We start from the raw sequence: 21,670 nt of genomic DNA on the forward strand, positions 1-21,670 counted from the left end.
TGCGTCAGTCCTTCTTCCGCTTTCCCCGTCGCGCCGACGGGACGGTGCGGCCCACGATCACGGTACGTCGCGCGGGCTTGGCGGGCGCGTCCTCGCGACGGCCGCCGATGGCCCGGCGTACGCCGTAGCCGAACGCCGCGACCTTCACGAGGGGGCCGCCGAAGGTGGAGGCGACGGTCGTGGAGAGCGCCGACGCGTTCGACGTGACCTCCTGGACGTCCGACGCGATGGCGTCCACCCGGTCGATCTGGGTCTGTGCGGAGCGCACGGCCGAGGAGGCGTCTGCCAGGAGCGGGACGGCCTGGTCGGTCACGTCCGCGACGAGCTTGGTGGTCGCCCTGAGCGTCTGGGCCAGCCTCGCGAGTGCCACCGCGAGGAAGGAGACCAGGATCGCCCAGAAGACGGCCACCAGGATCCCGGCCACCTCTCCACCGGACACTGCGCACCCGCTCCCTGGATCGTTCCTCAACATCGAAAACATCGAAAAGTCGTCCCCCGAGCCTATCGCGCCGGGGCTGGGGCTCCGTACCGGATTACCGCCCGCCGGGGCCGGAGTTGCCCGAAGCGATTGTACGGAGTGCTTACGGATGAGTACGCTCCGTTCCCCATGCGACGTTCTCAGCGTTCCGGTGCGGGGGCCGGCGGTCACAGGGCCGGGAATCTGCCCCTGGAGCTCAACGCGTTCGTGGGCCGCGCGGCCGAACTCACGCAGCTGGGTGCGGCCCTCGGGGCGGCACGCCTGGTCACCGTGACGGGTCTCGGCGGGGTTGGCAAGTCACGGCTCGCGGCGCGTGCGGCGGCCAGAACCCGGCCGCGCGACGGGGTGTGGCGCGTGGAGCTGGCCGCCGTGCGGGAGGCGGAGCTCGTCGAGTACGCGGTCGTCGAGGCCCTCGGTCTGACGGATCACACGTCCCGGCCGCCGCGTCAGGTGCTGCTCGACCATCTCTCGAAGCGTCAACTCCTGCTCGTAATGGACGGGTTCGAGCATCTGGTGGACGCGTGTGCCTCGCTGGTCGGTGAGTTGCTGCGGCGGGCGCCGGGGCTGCGGGTGCTCGCCGTCGGGCGCAGGCCGCTGGCCGTGGAGGGCGAGCGGCTGTTCCCGGTGGCGCCGCTGACCGAGCGGGAGGCCGCCGAGCTGTTCGCGGACCGTGCGGCGGCGAGCACTCCGGGGTTCACCCTCCATGACGGCAACCGCGCGGACGTGCACGAACTGTGCCGGCGGCTGGACGGCCTCCCGCTCGCGGTCGAGCTGGCGGCGGGACGGCTGCGGACCCTCTCTCCCGCCCAATTGCTGATGCGGCTCGACGACCGTTTCCGGCTGCTGACGGGCGGCGGGCGCGACGCGCTCCCCCGCCATCAGACGCTGCGGACGGCGATCGGCTGGAGCCATGAACTGTGCACGCCGGAGGAGCGGCTGCTGTGGTCGCGGCTCTCGGTGTTCGCCGGGCAGTTCGACCTGGAGGCCGTGGAGTACGTGTGCGGGGGCGACGGCCTGCATCCCGACAACATCCTCGACGTGCTGGGCGAGTTGCTCGCGCAGTCGGTGGTCACCCGCGAGGAGACCCGGGCGGGTGTGCGCTACCGCATGCTGGACACGGTCCGGGCGTACGGCACCGACTGGCTGGCGGCGACGGGCGACACGGCTCGGCTGCGGCGGCGCCACCGCGACTGGTACATGGGGCTCGCCACCTGGTGCGAGCTGGACTGGTTCTCGCCCCGGCAGCGCGAGGTGGCCGCGCGGGTGGAGGCGGAGCTGCCGAATCTGCGCTGTGCCATGGAGCAGTGTCTGTCCGAGCCGGGCGGCGGCCATCTCGGCCAGTACCTCGCGGGCACGCTCTGGTTCTACTGGGTCGGCTGCGGCCGGCTGTCGGAGGGGCGGCACTGGCTGGAGCGGACCGTTCTCCTCGACACCGAGCACGAGCGGTCGCGGCTGAAGGCGCTGTGGGTGCTCGGCTATGTGGCGATCCTCCAGGGCGACACGGCGTCGGCGCTCGCCGCGCTCGCCGAGTGCCGGGAGAAGGCGGAGGACAGCGGCAACCCCCTCGCGCTGGCCTACGCCGAGCACCGCACCGGCTGTCTGGCCCTGGTCACCGACGACATGGCCCGCGCGGAGACGCTGCTGCGTTCGGCGCTCGACCGCTATCAGGAGATCGGCGAGCTCAACAGCAATGTCCTGATGGGCCAGGTCGAGCTGGCGATGACGCTGGCCTTCCAGGGTGATCTGCCGGGCGCGGTCCAACTGTGCGAGGACGTGCGCCGGGTCTGTACGGACCACGGCGAGCGCTGGACCCTCGCGTACGCGCTGTACGTCCTGGCGTACGCGGCCTGGGCCGAGGGCGATCTGTCCGGGGCCCGGCGGCTGCTGGTCGAGTGTCTGGACATCAACCACGTCTTCAACGACCTGCTCGGCACGGTCCTGGCGATGGAGCTGCTCGCGCTGATCACGGCGGCGGAGGGCGACGCCTCCGAGGCCGCGGTCCTCCAGGGCTCCGCGTCCCGGATGTGGCCGTCGGTGGGCCTGCCGCTCTTCGGCTCCGCCTACTACAACGCCCCGCACGAACAGTGCGAGGCGACGGCCCGCGAACGGCTGGGCGACGAGCGGTACGAAGAGTGCGTACGGGCCGGTGCGCGGCTCGGCCGACAGGCGGCGGTGGGGCGGGCGCTCGGGCACACCCGGCCGCGGCTGCTCGGTGCGCTGCCGCCGCCGCGCGGGCTGCCACAACCCCCGGACATGCGAAAGCCCGCCGCCTCGCCCACCCGGAAGGGCGGAGAGACGACGGGCTGACGCACAGGTGGTGCTACATCCGGCTGAGGGTGATCAGCGGGCGTAGTACTCGACGACGAGCTGCTCGTCGCAGATCACCGGGATCTCCTTGCGGTTCGGCTCGCGGTCCAGGCGGAACGCCAGGGCGCCGAGGTTCACCTGGAGGTAGCGCGGGGTCTCACCGTCGGGGGCGAAGCCACCGGCACGGGCGACCTCGAACAGCGTCTTGCTGCGGCTGCGCTCGCGGACCATCACGACGTCGTCGGGCTTGACGCGGAACGACGGCTTGTCGACCTTGCCACCGTTGACCTCGATGTGGCCGTGAACGACCATCTGGCGGGCCTGGTAGATCGTGCGGGCGATGCCCGAACGCAGAACCAGGGCGTCGAGACGACGCTCCAGCTCGATGACCAGGGCCTCACCGGTCTTGCCCTGCGTCTTGGCGGCACGCTCGTAGGCGCGGACGAGCTGACGCTCGGACACGTCGTACTGCGCACGCAGACGCTGCTTCTCGAGCAGACGGACCTTGTAGTCCGAGTTCTGCTTACGGCCACGGCCGTGCTCGCCCGGCGGGTAGGGGCGGGCCTCGAAGTACTTGACAGCCTTCGGGGTCAGCGCGATGCCGAGGGCACGCGACTTCTTGACCTTGGGGCGGGACTGGTTCGGCATGAACCAAACACCTCATGTTTTCTGATGCGAATACGGCTTCACCAGGGTTAGGGGAGGTCGCAATCCGCAGCCAGGGAAACCCCGCGTGGTCCGGTCGGTCGGACCTGCGGGGCAGCCGCTCCCTGTGCTGGGCACATACGTGCAGCACGCGAGTGGCCCACCGACCGTTTCCCGGAGATCCGAGAGGGTGGTGGGCTGCCCGCGACACCTTCGACGGTGCGCGACGCTCCTGGAATCCCCGCCTTGCGGTGAGGGCTCCGGCTGGATGTCCCGTTCTGGTGATGTCGGCTGCCTCGTCAGAGGAGACCGGACACGGGACGCAGCGCTTCGAGGAGTCTACAGGGTGGTCAGGACCGGTCAGGACCGCCCTCGACCGAGGTGCTTCCTGGTCCACTCCACCGCGTCCGCGTAGCGCGCCTCGGCGCCGTGGCGGGTCGGGGTGTAGTACTCGCGGTCCTTGAGCTCCTCCGGCGCGTACTGCTGGGCGGCGATTCCCTCGGGCAGGTCGTGCGGGTACACGTACCCCTGCGCGTGACCGAGCTTGGCCGCGCCCTTGTAGTGCCCGTCACGCAGGTGCATCGGTACGGGGCCCGCGTGGCCCTTGCGTACGTCCTCCATGGCGGCGCCGATCGCCGTCGTCGCCGCGTTCGACTTCGGGGCCAGGGCCAGGGCGATGGTGGCGTGGCTGAGGGTGAGCGCGGCCTCGGGGAAGCCGATCATGGCGACGGCCTGGGCGGCGGCGACCGCTGTCGGCAGCGCGGTCGGATCGGCCAGGCCGATGTCCTCGCTGGCGGAGATCATCAGGCGGCGGGCGATGAAGCGGGGGTCCTCGCCGGCCTCGATCATCCGGGCGAGGTAGTGCAGCGCTGCGTCCACGTCCGAGCCGCGGATGGACTTGATCAGCGCGCTCGCCACGTCGTAGTGCTGGTCGCCGTCGCGGTCGTACTTCACGGCGGCCCGGTCGACCGTCTCCTCCAGGGTCTGGAGGGTGATCTCCGGCTCGCCCTTGTCGAGCGCGGACCCGGCCGCGGCCTCCAGCGCGGTCAGCGCGCGGCGGGCGTCACCGCCGGCGATCCGCAGCAGGTGCTCCTCGGTGTCCTCGGGGAGGGTGACGGCGTCCTTGAGGCCGCGCTCGTCGGCCAGGGCCCGGCGGAGCAGTCCGCGCAGGTCGTCGTCCGTGAGCGGTTCGAGGGTCAGCAGCAGTGAGCGGGACAGCAGCGGGGAGATCACCGAGAAGTACGGGTTCTCGGTGGTCGCGGCGATCAGCGTCACCCAGCGGTTCTCGACGGCCGGGAGCAGGGAGTCCTGCTGGGCCTTGCTGAAGCGGTGGATCTCGTCGAGGAAGAGCAGGGTCTCCTTGCCGAAGCCTCCGGTGGCCCGGCGGGCGCCCTCGATGACCGCGCGGACCTCCTTGACGCCGGCGGTGATCGCGGAGAGCTCCACGAAGCGCTTGTCGGTGGCCTTGGAGACCACGTACGCCAGGGTCGTCTTGCCGGTGCCGGGCGGCCCCCAGAGGATGACCGAGGACTGGCCTGCCGGGCCGCCTCCGTCGCCGACCAGTCTGCGCAGGGGTGAGCCCGGCTTCAGCAGATGCTGCTGGCCCACCACCTCGTCGAGGGTGCGCGGGCGCATCCGTACGGCCAGGGGACTGCTGGACGGGTCCTTCTCCTGGCGTTCTTCGGCTGCGGCGGTGAACAGGTCGGGCTCCACGTCCAAAACCCTATGTCACGCCACTGACAACACCGCCGGCCCGGTGGAATTCAGCTGGTCCAGAAGTCCCACCAGCGCGTCAGGACCAGCATGCCGATGATCCCGATGTGCATGACCGGCAGCACCCAGGCGAACTCGCCGAGGAAGCCCTTGACCCAGCCCGGCGCCGGCAGGAAGCCGTTGCGGACGTTGTGCGAGGTCACGGCCCAGAACATGATGATCGTCGCGACCCAGGCGAGGGAGCACCACAGGCACAGCGAGTTGATGTTGTACAGCGACTGGTACTGCAGCCATGTGCAGAAGCCGACGCCGAACAGCGTGCCCGCGTTGAAGGTCAGCCAGTACCAGCGCGGGAACGTGGCGCGGCCGAGCAGGCTCATGCCGACGCAGATCACGATGCCGTAGGCAACGAGGCCCATCATCGGGTTGGGGAACCCGAAGGCGGAGGCCTGGTCGCTCTTCATGATGTTGCCGCACGAGACGACCGGGTTCAGGCTGCAGCCCGGGGTGAAGTTCGGGTCCTCCAGCAGCTTGAACTTGTCGATGGTGATGACCCAGGAGGCCAGCAGTCCGGCCGCGCCCGTGATCACCAGCAGAACGGCGAGGAAGCGACCGCCGCCCACGGACCGTGGGGCCTCGGCACCTTCCTGGTCGTCGGAGTCGGTGCTGATGCCTTCCCTGACTGTCGTCTTGCTCATCACGCCGTTTCCGTAGCTTGAGGGGGCCTTCCGGGCACGGTCATTGTGCCGCACACGCACGCGTGTCCACCGTTCGCTGGACATAAGGAAGTACGCACGGCGGTCCCGGAACGTTCGCCTCGGCGGGACGCTCGACGGCACGCCAGCACAGGTGCAGCGGCTCCGCGGAGGCGCACCCGCGCCCCTCGCACGTCGACATCATCTGCGAGGACGAATCGGCACGCGCCGAGTTGACGGCGTCCCCGGGGGCTCCGCCCCCGAACCCCCGCTCCTCCAGGCACACCTCAGCCCGTCCGGCGTTTGAGGACGAGGCCGTTCAGGCCGATAGCGGGGGTCTGGGGGCGGCAGCCCCCAGGGGACGGGAACGGGTAGGGGCGGCGGGGGCGAGAAAAAGCAGGCCCAAGCCGACTCAGCTGAGCCGCGACTCCAGTTCCGCCACGATCTCGTTCACGCCGACCGCCACCTGCTCGCCGGACTCCATGTCCTTGAGCTGGACGACACCCTCGGCGAGATCCCGCTCACCGGCGACGACGGTGTACCGCGCCCCACTCCGGTTCGCGTTCTTCATGGCGCCCTTGAGCCCCTTGCCCCCGTAGGAGAAGTCGGCCGCGACCCCGTTCCGGCGCAACTCGGTCACCACCCGGAAGAGCACCCGACGAGCCTCGTCCCCGAGCGGCACCGCGAACACACTGGTGGTCGCGGGAAGTTCGAGGGACACGCCCTCGGCCTCCAGCGCGAGGACCGTACGGTCGACGCCGAGCGCCCAGCCGACGGACGGCAGCGCGGGACCACCGATCATCTCCGACAGGCCGTCATAGCGACCGCCGCCACCGACCGCGGACTGCGAACCGAGACCGTCGTGCACGAACTCGAAGGTGGTGCGGGTGTAGTAGTCCAGCCCCCGCACCAGCTTCGCGTCGTCCTCGAAGGAGACCCCGGCGGCCGTGATCAGCTCGCGGACCTCCTCGTGGTACGCCTTGCACGCGTCGCACAGGTAGTCGCGCAGGAGCGGGGCACCCACCAACTGCTTCTGGACGTCATCCCGCTTGTCGTCCAGAACCCGCAACGGGTTGATCTCGGCCCGGCGGAGGGTCTCCTCGTCCAGGTTCAGCCCCCGCAGGAAGTCCTGGAGCGCGGCCCGGTAGACGGGACGGCATTCCTGGTCGCCGAGGGAGTTGAGGAGGATCCGGAAGTTCCGCAGCCCGAGCGAGCGGTACGCCTGGTCGGCCAGGATGATCAACTCGGCGTCCAACGCCGGGTCCTCGGCCCCGATCGCCTCGGCGCCGACCTGCGAGAAGTGGCGGTAACGGCCCTTCTGGGGGCGCTCGTAGCGGTAGTACGAGCCCGAATACCAGAGCTTGACGGGGAGGTTGCCCACCTTGTGCAGGTTGGCTTCGAGGGCGGCGCGCAGCACGGAGGCGGTGCCCTCGGGGCGCAGCGCCAGCTGGTCGCCGCCCTTGGTCTCGAAGGCGTACATCTCCTTCGTCACGATGTCGGTGGACTCACCGACCCCGCGCGCGAACAGTTCGACGTTCTCGAACCCGGGCGTCTCGATGTATCCGTAACCGGAGTTCCGCAGCGGCGCGGCGATCGCCTCGCGCACCGCGAGGAACGTCGCGCTGTCCGGCGGAATCAGGTCGTACGTGCCCTTGGGGGCCTTGAAGGTGCTCACGGGAAGTCTCGTCACATTCCTCGTCGAGGAGCGGAGGTCGGGTCCGCTCCCGGGCCGGGCGCCGCCACCTGCCGCAAGTACGGGTTGGTGGCGCGCTCCTGGCCGATGGTCGTCTGGGGGCCGTGGCCGGACAGCACCACGGTCGAGTCGTCGAGCGGCAGGCACACACGGGCCAGCGAGTCGAGGATCTCGGTGTGGGAGCCGCCGGGCAGGTCGGTGCGTCCGATGGAGCCGGCGAAGAGCAGATCCCCGGAGAAGAACACGGAAGGGATCTCCGTGTTCTCGGGCATCCGGAACGTCACCGACCCCTTCGTATGGCCGGGCGCGTGCGCGACGGAGAAGTCGAGGCCGGCCAGCTTCAGCGCGGCGCCGTCCGTCAGCTCCTTCACGTCGTCCGGCTCCCCGATGGTGAGTTCGCCCATCAGCGGCATCCCGATGGAGCGGCCGAGCGCCCGCTCGGGGTCGCTCATCATGTACCGGTCCTCGGGGTGGATCCACGCGGGCACGTCGTGCGCGCCGCACACCGGGACGACCGAGGCGACATGGTCGATGTGGCCGTGCGTGAGGACGACGGCGACGGGCTTGAGCCGATGCTTGGCGAGCGCTTCCTCGACTCCCTGGGCGGCCTGATGGCCCGGGTCGATGATCACGCACTCCTCGCCTGCGGCGGGGGCGACCAGATAACAGTTGGTGCCCCAGGCCCCGGCGGGGAACCCGGCAATGAGCACGTTCGTCCTTCGGTATGTCGTACGGGGAATGGCCTGGCTGTGGATCAGAGCCTACCGGCGCTGCCGGAACCACAGCGAACCCATATACGGTACGGGTCACACGCAGGCGGTCGGCTCAACAGACGCACGCGTCCCACCTGACGTACGAGACGCATGAGGAGATAACCCGGTGGTCACCCAGGAACAGCGGCGGCGTCAGCTCGCCCGGGAGAAGTTCTTGCGGCAACAGCAGCGGCGCACGTCCGCTCGGCGCAAGGCCCACGCTCGCAACGCGGTGATCGCGTCGGTCCTCGGCGTGGTCGTCGTGGGCAGCGTGGTGTCGTACGCGACCGGGGTCTTCAAGAGCGACGACAACAAGTCGGACGCGGCGGCCGAGGCCAGCCCGAGCCCCTCCGCGCCCAGCAAGGCACCCGACCCCTGCGAGAAGGCTGCCGCGGGCAAGGTGAAGTCGCTGAGCTACAAGAAGGAGCCGGCGGTCACCATCGACAAGTCGGCGGACTACACGATGAAGCTGCAGACGACCTGCGGCACGATAGACATCGACATGCCGGCCTCGAAGGCCCCGCGCACCGTGAACTCGTTCAACTTCCTGGTGGGCAAGGGCTATCTGGACCACACCAAGTGCCACCGTCTGACGACGAACGGCATTTTCGTGCTCCAGTGCGGCGACCCGCAGGGCACCGGCATGGGAGGCCCCGGCTACACGATTCCGGACGAGAACCTCAAGGACAAGCGCCTCAAGGGCGACACGTACCCGGCGGGCACGGTGGCGATGGCCAACCAGTACAACGCCCAGACGAAGGAAGGCCGCAACTCCGGCGGCAGCCAGTTCTTCCTCGTGTACCAGGACAGTCCGTTGCCGGCCAACTACACACCGTTCGGGACTATTTCCGAATCGGGCATGAAGGTCATGGAGAAAATCGCCAAGGCCGGCGAGAGCACTGGCCAGGGCGACGGCGCACCCAATGCGACCGTCGTGATCGACAAGGCGACCGTGACGAAATCCTGACCTCCAGCAGCGAAATTTCGGTCGCGCGGGATGCGGACAGCCGCCCCGCCGGTCGCCTATGTTGGCCGTGACGAAACTGTGGACGATGCCCGGGGGTAAAGCAGCCCCACGCAGGCATCATGTGGAGGAGGCGCTGTGAGCAGCGACCCGTGGGGCCGCGTCGACGAGACGGGGACCGTGTACGTGCGTACGGCCGACGGCGAGCAGGTCGTCGGTTCCTGGCAGGCCGGTTCTCCCGACGAGGCACTGGCCTACTTCGAGCGCAAGTACGAGGGCCTGGTCGTGGAGATCGGCCTCCTCGAGCGACGAGTGAAGACCACCGACCTGTCCGCGAAGGACGCCCAGATCGCCATCGACCACATTCGCGAGCAGGTGGACGCCCACCACGCGGTCGGGGATCTGGACGCGCTGAAGGTGCGGCTGGACAAGCTCGTCGAGACGGTCGAGGCACGCCGCGAGGAGCGCAAGGCGCAGCGGGCGAAGCAGTCCGACGAGGCCCGGCACTCCAAGGAGGCGCTGGTCGTCGAGGCGGAGGAGCTGGCCCAGTCCGACCAGTGGCGGGCCGCCGGTGAGCGGCTGCGGGCGCTCGTGGACACGTGGAAGGGTCTACCGCGGCTCGACCGGAAGTCCGACGACGAGCTGTGGCACCGCTTCTCGCACGCGCGCTCGGCGTTCTCCAAGCGCCGCAAGGCGCACTTCGCGTCGCTGGACGCGCAGCGCGAGGAGGCCCGCAAGACCAAGGAGAAGCTGGTCGCGGAGGCCGAGTCGCTGTCCGCCTCGACGGACTGGGGTCCGACGGCCGCCCGCTACCGCGAGCTGATGGCTGACTGGAAGGCCGCGGGCCGTGCCCAGCGCGAGCACGAGGACGATCTGTGGAACCGCTTCCGCGGTGCCCAGGACGTGTTCTTCGCGGCGCGCAGCTCGGTCTTCGCCGAGCGGGACGCGGAGCAGACGGAGAACCTGAAGCTCAAGGAGGAGCTGGCCGAGGAGGCCGAGAAGCTCCTCCCGGTGCAGGACCTGAAGGCGGCGCGGGCCGCCTTCCGCTCGATCAACGAGCGGTGGGAGGCCATCGGCCATGTGCCGCGTGACGCCCGCCCGAAGGTCGAGGGCCGGATGCACACGGTGGAGCGGGCTCTCCAGGAATCCGAGGAGGCCGAGTGGCGCCGGACGAACCCGGAGGCACGCGCGCGTGCCGAGGGTCTGACCGGTCAGCTCCAGGCGGCCGTGGACAAGCTGCAGGGCCAGATCGAGTCGGCGCGGTCCTCCGGCAACAACGCGCGGGCCGACAAGCTCCAGAAGGAGCTCGACGGCCGCCAGGCGCTCCTTGAGCAGGCGCTGAAGGGTCTGCAGGAGTTCGGCGGCTGAGTTTTTGCGCTTCTACGTAGAGGGGCTTCCGTACGTGACGTACGGAAGCCCCTCTACGTAGTGCCCGATTACGGCCTGCGCGCCGATGTCACCCGGTACACGTCGTACACGCCCTCGACTCCCCTGACCGCCTTCAGGACGTGGCCCAGGTGCTTCGGGTCGCCCATCTCGAAGGTGAAGCGGGAGGTGGCCACCCGGTCGCGGGACGTCTGGACGGCCGCCGACAGGATGTTGACGTGCTGGTCGGACAGGACCCTGGTGACGTCCGACAGGAGCCTTGAGCGGTCCAGCGCCTCGACCTGGATGGCGACCAGGAAGACCGAGGACTGGGTGGGCGCCCACTCGACCTCGAGGATGCGCTCGGGCTCACGGGACAGCGAGTCGACGTTGACGCAGTCGGTGCGGTGGACCGACACACCGCTGCCCCGCGTGACGAAGCCCATGATCGGGTCGCCGGGAACGGGCGTACAACAGCGGGCGAGCTTGACCCACACGTCGTCGACGCCCTTGACCACGACACCCGGGTCGGCGTTCGACCGGCGCTTGCGGCCTCGCCCGCGCGCGGGCGGGACGCTCTCGTCGATCTCCTCGGTGGCCGCTTCCTCGCCGCCGAGCGCCTGGACGAGCTTCTGCACGACGTTCTGCGCAGCCACATGGCCCTCGCCGATCGCCGCGTACAGGGACGAGATGTCGGGGTAGCGCATCTCGTGCGCGAGCGTGACCAGCGAGTCGCCGGTGAGGATGCGCTGGATCGGCAGGTTCTGCTTGCGCATGGCGCGCGCGATGGCGTCCTTGCCCTGCTCGATCGCCTCGTCGCGGCGCTCCTTGGAGAACCAGGCCCGGATCTTGTTGCGGGCGCGCGGGGACTTCACGAAGCCCAGCCAGTCGCGGGACGGGCCCGCGCCGGCCGCCTTGGAGGTGAAGACCTCGACCAGGTCGCCGTTGTCCAGGGTGGATTCCAGCGGTACGAGGCGTCCGTTGACCCTCGCTCCTATGGTCCGGTGGCCGACCTCCGTGTGGACCGCGTACGCGAAGTCCACCGGTGTCGCCCCGGCCGGAAGCGCTATGACGTCGCCCTTCGGCGTGAAGACGAAGACCTCGTTGCGGGACAGGTCGAAGCGCAGGGACTCCAGGAACTCGCTGGGGTCCTCGGTCTCCTTCTGCCAGTCGAGCAACTGGCGCAGCCACGCCATGTCGTTGACGGCGTCCTTGTCCTTGCCGAGGCCCTTGGGCGCGTCCGTGCGCACCTTGGAGGCGCCGGCGGAGGGCTCCTGCTTGTACTTCCAGTGCGCGGCGATGCCGTACTCGGCGCGGCGGTGCATGTCGAACGTACGGATCTGGAGTTCGACCGGCTTGCCGTTCGGACCGATCACCGTCGTGTGCAGCGACTGGTACATGTTGAACTTGGGCATCGCGATGTAGTCCTTGAACCGCCCCGGAACCGGGTTCCAGCGGGCGTGGACGGTGCCCAGTGCCGCGTAGCAGTCGCGGACCGTGTCGACGAGGACGCGGATGCCCACCAGGTCGTAGATCTCCGCGAAGTCACGGCCGCGGACGATCATCTTCTGGTAGACGCTGTAGTAGTGCTTCGGGCGGCCGGTGACGGTCGCCTTGATGCGGGCCGCGCGCAGGTCGGACTGGACCTCGTCGGTCACTATGGCGAGGTACTCGTCGCGCTTGGGGGCGCGCTCGGCGACCAGGCGCACGATCTCGTCGTACATCTTGGGGTAGAGGATCGCGAAGGCGAGGTCCTCCAGCTCCCACTTGATGGTGTTCATGCCCAGGCGGTGCGCCAGCGGAGCGTAGATCTCCAGCGTCTCGCGGGCCTTCTTCTCCTGCTTCTCGCGCTTGAGGTAGCGCATGGTGCGCATGTTGTGCAGGCGGTCGGCGAGCTTGATGACCAGGACGCGCGGGTCCTTGGCCATGGCGACGACCATCTTGCGGACGGTCTCGGCCTGGGCGGCCTCGCCGAACTTGACCTTGTCGAGCTTGGTGACGCCGTCGACGAGCAGGGCGACCTGGTCGCCGAAGTCCCGCTTGAGGGTGTCCAGGCCGTACTCGGTGTCCTCGACGGTGTCGTGCAGCAGGCCCGCCATCAGCGTGGCCGGGTCCATGCCCAGCTCGGCGAGGATCGTCGTCACGGCGAGCGGGTGCGTGATGTACGGGTCGCCGCTCTTGCGCTTCTGGCCGCGGTGCCAGCGCTCGGCGACCTGGTAGGCCTTCTCGACCTGCCGCAGGGTGGCGGTCTCGATCTTCGGGTCGTTGCTGCGCACTATCCGCAGCAGGGGCTCCAGGACCGGGTTGTACGGGTTGGACCGCTGGACGCCGAGACGGGCGAGGCGGGCGCGCACGCGGTTGGAGGAGCCGCCGCCGGAGCGTGCGGGCTGGCCGGCCGTGGGACGGGCCGCGGACGCGGGGGCCTGGCGCTCGGGGGCGGCCGGCTCGGGGCGTGGCTGCTCAGCCGCCTTGGCTCCGGCCGTGGGCTCGGCGGAGCCGTTCTTCGCGGGCGCGCTCGCGGGTGGTGCGGGCGTGCCTGCGGGCGCCGCGGACTTCTCGGGCTTGGCGGCGGTGAGTGGCTGGGCCTCGTCTGGCAAGAGGACTCCTCGTGCGCGATCCGGGTCCCCGGTCAGGTTCCGGAGACCCCATGGTAGCGATCCTGGGCTCCGGACTCGCCTTCGGCCGGTGAGACCGCCTTCTACGGGAGAAACACGAGAGGCGGGCACCGGATTCCTCCGGGCCCGCCTCCGCGGTGTCCTACAGGCGCCCAGGACGTGTCGTACAGGCGCCTCAGGGGTTGCTCAGACCTTGAGCAGCGCCTCCAGCGGGGCGCCGTCCAGGGCCGGCTCCAGCCGGGCACGGCCGCCCAGGAAACCGAGCTCCATGAGGACGGCGACGCCGGCGACCCGGGCACCGGCCCGGCGGATCAGCTGGAGCGAGGCCTCGGCGGTGCCGCCGGTGGCGAGGACGTCGTCGACGACCATCACGCGGTCGTCCGCGCTCAGGTCCTCGGCGTGCACCTCGATCTCGGCGGAGCCGTACTCCAGGTCGTACGTCTGGCCGAGCGTCGCTCCGGGGAGCTTGCCCGCCTTGCGTACGGGGATGAAGCCGAGCCCTGCGCGGACCGCGACGGGCGCGCCCAGGATGAAGCCGCGGGCCTCCAGGCCGACGATCTTCGTGGCGCCGCTGCGGACGCTGATCTCGGCCAGCGCGTCGGTCAGCGCCGTGAACGCCGCCGGGTCGGCCAGGAGCGGGGTGATGTCCTTGAACACCACTCCCGGCTCCGGATAGTCCTGGACGTCACGGATACGGCTGAGCAGCAGCTCTTCAATACCGGTCATCGGCGCTTCCCCGACGGCCGGCCGCGCCCCCTGCCACGGGACGACGGCTGGGCACGCTGGGCGCGCGGTCCGACGACCGCGGGCGTCGCGTCCTCCGGCTCGTCCTCGTCGTAGCGCTCGTCGACGACCGGGGCCTCCAGGGACTCGCCCTTCGCGGCGGCCGCGGCCCGCTTGGCGAGCACGCGCTTGCGGAGGGCCTTCATCTGCGGCTCGCGCTCCTTGAGGTCGGCGACGAGCGGCGTGGCGATGAAGATCGAGGAGTACGCACCGGCCGCGAGGCCGACGAACAGCGACAGCGAGATGTCGTTGAGCATGCCCGCGCCGAGCACACCGCCACCGATGAACAGCAGGCCGCCGACCGGGAGCAGCGCGACGACCGTGGTGTTGATGGAACGCACCAGGGTGCCGTTGATCGAGCGGTCCGCGATCTCGCTGTAGGTCCAGCGGGTCTGCTTGGTGATGTCCTTCGTCTGCTCCTTGAGACTGTCGAAGACGACGACGGTGTCGTAGAGCGAGTAACCGAGGATGGTCAGCAGACCGATCACCGTGCCCGGGGTGACCTCGAAGCCGACCAGGGCGTAGACGCCGACGGTGATGGTGATGTCGTGGATGAGCGCCACAAGGGCGGCCACGGCCATTCGCCACTCGAAGGCGATCGCCAGATAGATCACCACCAGGACCAGGAAGATCGCCAGGCCCTGCCAGGCCTTGTTGGCGACCTGATCACCCCAGCTGGGGCCGACCAGGTCGGCGTTGATCTTCTCCGCGTCGACCTTCAGGTCCTTGGAGAGCTCCTGCTTGATCTGGTCGGACTTGCCGGTGTCGATGCCGGCGATCTGGATGCGCAGTCCGCCGTTGCCGAGCTTCTGGACGATCGCGTCGTGGCCGGAGGCCTCTTCCGCGTACGTCTCGGCCTGGCTCACCGAGATGCTGGTCTTCTCGGTGGTGAAGACGGCGCCGCCCTGGAACTCGATGCCCATGTTCAGGCCGCGCACCGCCAGGCCGACGATGGCCGTGATGGTGATCAGGATGGAGATGCCGTACCAGAGCTTGCGCTTGCCGACGAAGTCGTAGCCGATCTCGCCGCGGTGGAGCCGGGCGCCGAGGGTGCCGAGTTTCGACATCTCAGGCCTCCTTCGTGTCGACGGGAGCGGACACGCGACGGGTGCGGCGCAGCGGCGGCTGGACGCCCAGTCGCTTCGGGTCGAGGCCGGACCAGCTGTGACCCTCCGCGAAGAACTTCTTGCGGGCGAGGATCGTCATCAGCGGCTTGGTGAAGAAGAAGACGACGACCACGTCGAGCAGGGTGGTCAGGCCGAGCGTGAACGCGAAGCCCTGGACCTTGCCGACCGTGACGACGAAGAGCACGGCCGCGGCGAGGAACGACACGAAGTCGGAGACCAGGATGGTGCGCCGGGCGCGCGGCCAGCCGCGCTCGACCGCTGGCCGCAGCGTACGGCCCTCGCGGATCTCGTCACGGATGCGTTCGAAGAACACGATGAACGAGTCCGCCGTGATGCCGATGGCCACGATGGCGCCGCAGACCGCCGGCAGGTTCAGGGCGAAGCCGATGGCCGGGCCGAGCAGCGACATGATCACGTAGGTCATGACCGCGGAGACCAGCAGTGACGCGATGGCGATGAGCGACAGACCCCGGTAGTAGGCCACCAGGTAGATGATGACCAGCGCCAGACCGATGGCGCCGGCGATCAGACCGGCCTCCAGCTGCTCGCCGCCGAGCGCGGCGGTGACGGTGGTGACGCTCGCCTCCGTGAAGGTGAGCGGCAGCGCGCCGTACGACAGCATGTTGGCCAGGTCCTCGGCCTCCTGCTGCTTGAAGCTGCCGGAGATCTCCGCGCTGCCGCCGGTCAGCGCCTGGCTGACGAACGGGTCGGAGACGACCTCACCGTCGAGGACGATGGCGAACTGGTTCTGCGGGGACTGGTTCTGCGCCAGCTTGCCCGTGATGCTCGCGAACTTCTTGGCACCCTTGGACGTGAAGTCCATGGTGACCTTCCAGCCCGCGGCACCCTGGGTGTCGAACAGGGCCGACGCCTTGTCGACGTCGGTGCCCTCGACCTCGGCCGGGCCGAGGATGTACTTCTGCCACTGGCCCTGGGAGTTCTGACCACAGGCGACGGTCGGGTCGGCGGCCTTGACGCCGTCACCGGCCTTCGCGCGAGCCGTCTTCTTGGTGCAGTCCAGCGCGGTGTACTCCGCCTGGAGCTTGGCGGTCGCCGGGTCGACGCTCGCGGACGGCGAGGCCGACGGGCTGGACGCGGCGGAACCGCTGCCCGACGGGGTGGGGTCGGCCTTCAGCGCGTCGGTGACCGCGCGGCCCTGCGTGCTGGAGGAGGCCGAGGGGGACGTGGAGGGCGACGAGGACGAGGTGGCCTTGTCGGTGGCCTTGTCCTTGTCGGTGTCCTTGTCCGAACCCGTGGAGGCGCTGCTGGAGGCGCTCGGCGAGGGGCTGGCGGCCGGGTCCCCACCGGAGACCTCGGTGGTCAGGACGGGACGGAAGTAGAGCTTGGCGGTGGTGCCGACCTGTTCCCGGGCCTGCTCGGAGTTGGTGCCCTTGGGGATGTTGACGATGATGTTGCTGTCGCCCTGGGTCTGCACCTCCGCCTCGGTGACGCCCAGACCGTTGACACGGCGGTTCATGATGTCGACCGCGGTGTTCATGTTGGTCGGGTTGATCGCGTTCTTCTGGCCCGGCTCGTTCTTCGCCTGGAGCGTGATGCTCGTACCGCCGGCGAGGTCGATGCCGAGGCGCGGCGTCGTGTGTCCGGAGGCGAACATGCCGCCGGTGAGCGCCACGATGGCGATCAGGATCAGGGCCAAGGTGCGCCCCGGCCTGCCCTGGGTGCCCTGTCGGCCCTTCTTAGGTGCTGCCACCTTCTCGTTCTCCCTCTTCGTCCGCCCGGTGACTGACGTCCCTGCGCGGACGGGCATGAATGGTGTCGAGATTCCGTGCGAAGCCACACGTCCCGGGGACCGCGGCGCGCGAGCGGCGCACTCCGCGGTCCCCGGTCATGACTACTTCGCGTCGGACTCGCCGTCGGACTTCTTCAGGTCAGCCTGATCGGCCTTCTTCGGCTCCGCGTCGGCGGACTCGTCGGCGGGCGTGTCCGCCACGTCCTTCTTGCCGAGGTCGATGGGCTTGTCGTCGGAAGCGTCGGCGGGCTCGTCGGTCTCGGTGAGGGAGGAGGCGTCGTCCGGGACGACCGCTTCGTCATCCTTCAGGTCGTGCTCGATGCCGTGCACGAGGCGGTTGTACTCGTCGTCGCTGAGGACCGCGCCGATCGCGTTCTTCGCGAAGAGCAGGTCTACGCCCGGGCCTGCGTCAAGGAGGACCGTGTCCTCGTTGACCTCCTTCACCGTTGCGTACATGCCACCGATCGTGCGGACGCCGGAGCCGGGCTGCATGTCGTTGCGCATCTGCGCAGCCGCATTCTGCTTCTTCTTGGCCGACCGGGTCATCAGGAACATGGCCCCGATGAGCACGATGAACGGGAGGAGGGTCACGAGACTCACGGGACGGAACTTCCTTCATTCGACCGCGATGGTGAGCGGCCTGATGGATGGGGGTATGTACGCCGCCGGCAAAGGCGGCATCGGCGGAGTCTAAGCGAGTCCGCCGTCAAGGAACAACGCTCAGCATGGCACCGGGGTTCCTGACCCCGCGAGCCCCCTCGCCGTCACGCCCCGAACAGGTCCTGTTGTCCGTTTCCACCGGTTGACGGCCGGGGCGGGGTGAGGCCGAAATGAGCCCACGCCGCCGGTGTCGCCACCCGCCCGCGGGGCGTACGGGCCAGTAGCCCCTCCCGGACGAGGAAGGGCTCGGCGACCTCCTCGACGGTCTCGCGCTCCTCCCCCACGGCGACGGCGAGGGTGGACAGGCCGACCGGGCCGCCGCCGAAGAGCTTGATCAGCGCTTCGAGGACGCCGCGGTCCAGGCGGTCGAGGCCTCGGCTGTCCACTTCGTAGACGGCGAGGGCGGCGCCGGCGATCTCGCGGGTGACGAAGCCGTCGGCCTTGACCTGGGCGTAGTCGCGGACGCGGCGCAGGAGCCGGTTGGCGATACGGGGTGTGCCGCGTGAGCGGCCCGCGATCTCGGCGGCGCCCGCGGGGTCGATCTGGACGTCCAGCAGGTTCGCCGAGCGGTGGATGACGCGCTCCAGCTCGGCGGGCTCGTAGAACTCCATGTGGGCGGTGAAGCCGAAGCGGTCCCGCAGCGGGGGCGGCAGGAGGCCCGCGCGCGTGGTGGCGCCGACCAGCGTGAAGGGCGGCAGTTCGAGCGGGATGGCGGTGGCGCCCGGGCCCTTGCCGACGATCACGTCGACGCGGAAGTCCTCCATCGCCATGTAGAGCATCTCCTCGGCGGGCCGCGACATGCGGTGGATCTCGTCGAGGAAGAGGACCTCGCCCTCCTGGAGGGAGGAGAGGATCGCGGCGAGGTCGCCCGCGTGCTGGATGGCGGGGCCGCTGGTGATGCGGATGGGGGCTTCCATCTCGGCGGCGATGATCATCGAGAGGGTGGTCTTGCCGAGGCCGGGGGCGCCGGAGAGCAGGACGTGGTCGGCGGTGGCGCCACGCGCGCGTGCGGCCCGCAGGACGAGGTCGAGCTGCTCGCGGACCTTCTCCTGGCCGATGAACTCGTCGAGGTCCTTGGGGCGCAGGGCGGCCTCGACGGCCTGCTCCTCATGGTCGGCGGACGCACCGACGAGCCGCTCGGCGGTGTCGTCGTCGGCAGTGTCGTCCCAGTTCATTCGGTGTGCCTCGCGGGGTTGGGGGTCCGGGTCGTACGGATGTGGAGCAGGCGGTGCCGCACCCCATGGGGGCTCGGGGCTGTATCGATCGCGGCTCTGCCGCGCGGGCGCGACCGGCCACGACCGACCCGCGGGTTCATGACCCCACCTCCACTACAGCAGAGCGCCGCGCGCTCAACGCGCTTTGTTGAGGGTCTGGAGGGCCGCCCTCAGCAACTGGCCCACCTGGGGCGTCCCGGCCGCCTCCGCCTGCGGCGCCACCGCGGACACCGCCTCGTCGGCCTCGCGGGTCGCGTACCCGAGGCCGATCAGTGCGGCGTGCAGTTGCTCGCGCCAGCCGGCCGTGACGGGTGTGCCGATGGCGTGGCCGCCGGTGCCGAGGGGCTCGCCGAGGCGGTCCTTGAGCTCCAGGAGGAGCTTCTGGGCGCCCTTCTTGCCGATGCCCGGTACGGCGGTCAGGGACTTCTCGTCACCAGTGGACACCGCGCGGCGCAGTGCGTCGGGGCTGTGCACCGCGAGCATGGCCTGGGCCAGGCGCGGGCCGACCCCGCTCGCGGTCTGCAGCAGCTCGAAGGTCCCTCGCTCGTCGTCGTCGGCGAAGCCGTACAGCGTCAGCGAGTCCTCCCGTACGACGAGGGAGGTGGCGAGCTTGGCCTGCCGGCCCATGCGGAGTCCGGAGAGCGTGTTCGGCGTGCACTGGACCGCGATGCCGATGCCGCCCACCTCGACCACCGCGGAGTCGGGCGCGAGGGCGGCGACGGGGCCGCTGACGAAGGCGATCATGCGGTACGGCCTTTCGGTGCTTGGGTCGGTGCTTGGTTAGGCGTTCGGTTCGGTGCTTGTTGCGACGCGAGTTTCGACGCGTGCAGGGCGGCGGCCTGCTGGAGCCGGTTCTGCGCGACGGCCTGTTGCAGGCGGTTCTGGGCGGGCGCGCGCCAGATGTGGCAGATCGCGAGGGCAAGGGCGTCCGCCGCGTCGGCGGGCTTCGGCGGCGCGTCGAGCCGGAGCAGCCGGGTGACCATGGCACCGACCTGCGCCTTGTCCGCACGGCCGTTGCCGGTGACGGCGGCCTTGACCTCGCTCGGCGTGTGCAGGGCCACGGGAATCCCGCGCCGGGCCGCACACAGCATGGCGACCGCGCTGGCCTGGGCCGTGCCCATCACCGTACGGACGTTGTGCTGGCTGAACACCCGCTCCACCGCGACGAATTCGGGCCGGTACTCGTCGAGCCACTGCTCGATGCCCTGCTCGATGGCGACGAGGCGCTGCCCCAACTCCGCGTCGGCGGGCGTGCGTACGACACCGACGCCGTGCATGGTCAGGGGCCGGCCGGCGACGCCTTCGACCACTCCGACACCGCACCGGGTCAGTCCGGGGTCAACGCCCAGTACCCGCACCCGCCCCCTCCTTCGATCTCCTGTTTGTGCAGGCTATCGGGTGCCACCGACATCGCTTGCCAGCGACGCCCGACAAAGCGACGGGCCGACGGGGGTGTCCCGTCGGCCCGTTGAACCCTGCGGCTCGTGGCGGCGCTACGCGTCCACCTTCTCCATGACCTCGTCGCTCACATCGAAGTTGGCGAAGACGTTCTGCACGTCGTCGCTGTCCTCGAGGGCGTCGATGAGCTTGAAGATCTTCTTGGCGCCCTCCTCGTCCAACTCGACCTGCATGGTCGGGACGAAGTTGGCGTCGGCGGAGTCGTAGTCGATCCCGGCTTCCTGGAGGGCGGTGCGCACCGCGACCAGGTCGGTGGCCTCGGAGATGACCTCGAAGGACTCGCCCAGGTCATTGACCTCCTCGGCACCCGCGTCGAGCACGGCACCCAGGACGTCGTCCTCGCCGAGCTCGCCCTTGGGGACGATGACGACACCCTTGCGGTTGAAGAGGTACGAGACGGAGCCCGGGTCGGCCATGTTGCCGCCGTTGCGGGTCATGGCGACGCGGACGTCCGAGGCGGCGCGGTTGCGGTTGTCGGTGAGGCACTCGATGAGCACCGCGACACCGTTCGGACCGTAACCCTCGTACATGATCGTCTCGTAGTCGGCGCCACCGGCTTCGAGACCGGCGCCGCGCTTGACCGCGGAGTCGATGTTCTTGTTCGGGACCGAGCTCTTCTTGGCCTTCTGGATGGCGTCGAAGAGCGTCGGGTTACCGGCGGGGTCGGCACCGCCGGTACGGGCCGCGACCTCGATGTTCTTGATCATCTTCGCGAAGAGCTTGCCGCGCTTGGCGTCGATCACGGCCTTCTTGTGCTTCGTCGTAGCCCATTTAGAGTGGCCGGACATCTGCCTGTCTCCTTCGCGTAACCCAACTCTTTACGAACCCCAGGAATCCTACTAGGACCCCGGAGCCAGGTTCGCGCGCACCATCTCGACGAACAGGCCGTGCACGCGGTGGTCGCCGGTCAGTTCCGGGTGGAACGACGTGGCGAGCGCGTTGCCCTGGCGTACGGCGACGATGTGGCCGTCGTGCTCGGCCAGCACCTCCGCCTCCGCGCCCACGGACTCGACCCAGGGGGCACGGATGAAGACGCCCTCTACAGGATCGCCCTCCACGCCCTTCACGTCGACCGTCGCCTCGAAGGATTCGTTCTGCCGTCCGAAGGCGTTGCGGCGCACGATCATGTCGATGCCGCCGATGGTCTCCTGGCCCGAGCGCGGGTCGAGGATCTTGTCGGCGAGCATGATCATGCCCGCGCAGGTGCCGTAGACCGGCATACCGGCCCGCACGCGCGCGCGGAGGGGTTCCATCAGGCCGAAGAGGACGGCCAGTTTGGAGATGGTGGTGGACTCGCCGCCGGGGATGACGAGTCCGTCGACCTCGGCGAGTTCCTCGGGGCGCCGCACCGCCCTGCCCACGGCGTCCGCCGCGGCCAGGGCGACCAGGTGCTCCCGTACGTCGCCCTGGAGAGCCAGGACACCTACGACAGGTACCTCGGTCATGGGTGG

General features: G+C 69.6%; 19 protein-coding genes. 3 read left to right on the plus strand and 16 right to left on the minus strand.

The genetic code is table 11. From position 1 onward, the window contains the following. Positions 1-4: 4 nt before the first annotated feature. The gene (locus tag ACN20J_RS10430) at positions 5-472 is read right to left on the minus strand and encodes a DUF948 domain-containing protein (RefSeq protein WP_189839881.1); all 468 of its coding nucleotides are present in this window, start codon (positions 470-472) and stop codon (positions 5-7) included. Between the two features lie 135 nt (positions 473-607). Here ACN20J_RS10430 and ACN20J_RS10435 point away from each other — a divergent pair, with 135 nt between their 5' ends. Continuing rightward, positions 608-2,785, plus strand: coding sequence for an ATP-binding protein (locus ACN20J_RS10435; RefSeq protein ID WP_419665763.1), 2,178 nt, complete (start codon positions 608-610; stop codon positions 2,783-2,785). A gap of 33 nt (positions 2,786-2,818) precedes the next feature. Here the strand turns inward: ACN20J_RS10435 and rpsD are convergent, their stop codons facing one another. The 5 genes from rpsD to ACN20J_RS10460 form a co-directional block, all read right to left on the minus strand. After that, on the minus strand, positions 2,819-3,433 hold the full coding sequence (rpsD, locus tag ACN20J_RS10440; RefSeq protein ID WP_055614429.1) for a 30S ribosomal protein S4: 615 nt from the start codon (positions 3,431-3,433) through the stop codon (positions 2,819-2,821). A gap of 357 nt (positions 3,434-3,790) precedes the next feature. After that, positions 3,791-5,143 (minus strand): replication-associated recombination protein A, encoded by a 1,353-nt coding sequence (locus tag ACN20J_RS10445; RefSeq protein WP_189839883.1) that lies wholly within the window; start codon positions 5,141-5,143, stop codon positions 3,791-3,793. 50 nt (positions 5,144-5,193) lie between these two features. Then, a complete protein-coding gene (locus tag ACN20J_RS10450) occupies positions 5,194-5,841 on the minus strand; it encodes a vitamin K epoxide reductase family protein (RefSeq protein WP_190229288.1) in 648 nt (215 codons plus the stop codon). A 409-nt stretch (positions 5,842-6,250) separates the two neighbouring features. Continuing rightward, complete coding sequence (gene hisS / locus ACN20J_RS10455) at positions 6,251-7,513, minus strand: histidine--tRNA ligase (RefSeq protein WP_190229289.1); 1,263 nt, start codon at positions 7,511-7,513, stop codon at positions 6,251-6,253. 11 nt (positions 7,514-7,524) lie between these two features. Next, positions 7,525-8,241: an MBL fold metallo-hydrolase gene (locus tag ACN20J_RS10460; RefSeq protein ID WP_055614432.1), complete on the minus strand. Its 717-nt coding sequence runs from the start codon at positions 8,239-8,241 to the stop codon at positions 7,525-7,527. A gap of 169 nt (positions 8,242-8,410) precedes the next feature. Here ACN20J_RS10460 and ACN20J_RS10465 point away from each other — a divergent pair, with 169 nt between their 5' ends. Further along, the gene (locus ACN20J_RS10465) at positions 8,411-9,250 is read left to right on the plus strand and encodes a peptidylprolyl isomerase (RefSeq protein WP_189839886.1); all 840 of its coding nucleotides are present in this window, start codon (positions 8,411-8,413) and stop codon (positions 9,248-9,250) included. Positions 9,251-9,385: 135 nt separating this feature from the next. Beyond that, entirely contained in the window at positions 9,386-10,615 is a 1,230-nt protein-coding gene (locus tag ACN20J_RS10470; protein ID WP_189839887.1) for a DUF349 domain-containing protein, read from the plus strand. A 68-nt stretch (positions 10,616-10,683) separates the two neighbouring features. Here the strand turns inward: ACN20J_RS10470 and ACN20J_RS10475 are convergent, their stop codons facing one another. The 10 genes from ACN20J_RS10475 to pdxT form a co-directional block, all read right to left on the minus strand. Next, entirely contained in the window at positions 10,684-13,209 is a 2,526-nt protein-coding gene (locus tag ACN20J_RS10475; RefSeq protein WP_189839888.1) for a RelA/SpoT family protein, read from the minus strand. A 204-nt stretch (positions 13,210-13,413) separates the two neighbouring features. Next, on the minus strand, positions 13,414-13,953 hold the full coding sequence (locus ACN20J_RS10480; protein ID WP_189839889.1) for an adenine phosphoribosyltransferase: 540 nt from the start codon (positions 13,951-13,953) through the stop codon (positions 13,414-13,416). Further along, positions 13,950-15,077, minus strand: a complete 1,128-nt coding sequence (gene secF / locus ACN20J_RS10485) for a protein translocase subunit SecF (RefSeq protein ID WP_189839890.1) — start codon at positions 15,075-15,077, stop codon at positions 13,950-13,952. The genes ACN20J_RS10480 and secF overlap by 4 nt, the downstream gene beginning before the upstream one ends. 1 nt (position 15,078) lies before the next feature. Continuing rightward, the gene (gene secD / locus ACN20J_RS10490) at positions 15,079-16,848 is read right to left on the minus strand and encodes a protein translocase subunit SecD (protein ID WP_190229291.1); all 1,770 of its coding nucleotides are present in this window, start codon (positions 16,846-16,848) and stop codon (positions 15,079-15,081) included. A gap of 141 nt (positions 16,849-16,989) precedes the next feature. Continuing rightward, positions 16,990-17,487 carry a preprotein translocase subunit YajC gene (gene yajC / locus ACN20J_RS10495; RefSeq protein ID WP_419665764.1) on the minus strand — a complete coding sequence of 166 codons (498 nt, stop codon included), beginning with the start codon at positions 17,485-17,487 and terminating at the stop codon, positions 16,990-16,992. A gap of 164 nt (positions 17,488-17,651) precedes the next feature. Next, positions 17,652-18,722, minus strand: a complete 1,071-nt coding sequence (ruvB, locus tag ACN20J_RS10500; RefSeq protein ID WP_189839893.1) for a Holliday junction branch migration DNA helicase RuvB — start codon at positions 18,720-18,722, stop codon at positions 17,652-17,654. Between the two features lie 174 nt (positions 18,723-18,896). Further along, the gene (gene ruvA / locus ACN20J_RS10505; protein WP_361909436.1) at positions 18,897-19,505 is read right to left on the minus strand and encodes a Holliday junction branch migration protein RuvA; all 609 of its coding nucleotides are present in this window, start codon (positions 19,503-19,505) and stop codon (positions 18,897-18,899) included. Continuing rightward, positions 19,502-20,119 carry a crossover junction endodeoxyribonuclease RuvC gene (gene ruvC / locus ACN20J_RS10510; protein ID WP_419665766.1) on the minus strand — a complete coding sequence of 206 codons (618 nt, stop codon included), beginning with the start codon at positions 20,117-20,119 and terminating at the stop codon, positions 19,502-19,504. The genes ruvA and ruvC overlap by 4 nt, the downstream gene beginning before the upstream one ends. A gap of 135 nt (positions 20,120-20,254) precedes the next feature. Continuing rightward, complete coding sequence (locus ACN20J_RS10515; RefSeq protein ID WP_189839896.1) at positions 20,255-21,007, minus strand: YebC/PmpR family DNA-binding transcriptional regulator; 753 nt, start codon at positions 21,005-21,007, stop codon at positions 20,255-20,257. A gap of 51 nt (positions 21,008-21,058) precedes the next feature. Beyond that, on the minus strand, positions 21,059-21,664 hold the full coding sequence (gene pdxT / locus ACN20J_RS10520; RefSeq protein WP_419665767.1) for a pyridoxal 5'-phosphate synthase glutaminase subunit PdxT: 606 nt from the start codon (positions 21,662-21,664) through the stop codon (positions 21,059-21,061). Between the last annotated feature and the right edge of the window lie 6 nt (positions 21,665-21,670).

This window comes from Streptomyces sp. 2-1, from assembly GCF_048564895.1.
GTDB classification, from domain to species: Bacteria; Actinomycetota; Actinomycetes; order Streptomycetales; family Streptomycetaceae; genus Streptomyces; species Streptomyces phaeochromogenes.

What these genes read in the sequence shown, in the direction of transcription:
- ACN20J_RS10430 (WP_189839881.1), bottom strand. Translation starts at nt 472, where the DNA reads ATGTTGAGGAACGATCCAGGGAGCGGGTGCGCAGTGTCCGGTGGAGAG.
- ACN20J_RS10435 (WP_419665763.1), top strand. Translation starts at nt 608, where the DNA reads ATGCGACGTTCTCAGCGTTCCGGTGCGGGGGCCGGCGGTCACAGGGCC.
- rpsD (WP_055614429.1), bottom strand. Translation starts at nt 3,433, where the DNA reads ATGCCGAACCAGTCCCGCCCCAAGGTCAAGAAGTCGCGTGCCCTCGGC.
- ACN20J_RS10450 (WP_190229288.1), bottom strand. Translation starts at nt 5,841, where the DNA reads ATGAGCAAGACGACAGTCAGGGAAGGCATCAGCACCGACTCCGACGAC.
- ACN20J_RS10480 (WP_189839889.1), bottom strand. Translation starts at nt 13,953, where the DNA reads ATGACCGGTATTGAAGAGCTGCTGCTCAGCCGTATCCGTGACGTCCAG.
- secF (WP_189839890.1), bottom strand. Translation starts at nt 15,077, where the DNA reads ATGTCGAAACTCGGCACCCTCGGCGCCCGGCTCCACCGCGGCGAGATC.
- ruvB (WP_189839893.1), bottom strand. Translation starts at nt 18,722, where the DNA reads ATGAACTGGGACGACACTGCCGACGACGACACCGCCGAGCGGCTCGTC.
- ruvA (WP_361909436.1), bottom strand. Translation starts at nt 19,505, where the DNA reads ATGATCGCCTTCGTCAGCGGCCCCGTCGCCGCCCTCGCGCCCGACTCC.
- ACN20J_RS10515 (WP_189839896.1), bottom strand. Translation starts at nt 21,007, where the DNA reads ATGTCCGGCCACTCTAAATGGGCTACGACGAAGCACAAGAAGGCCGTG.
- pdxT (WP_419665767.1), bottom strand. Translation starts at nt 21,664, where the DNA reads ATGACCGAGGTACCTGTCGTAGGTGTCCTGGCTCTCCAGGGCGACGTA.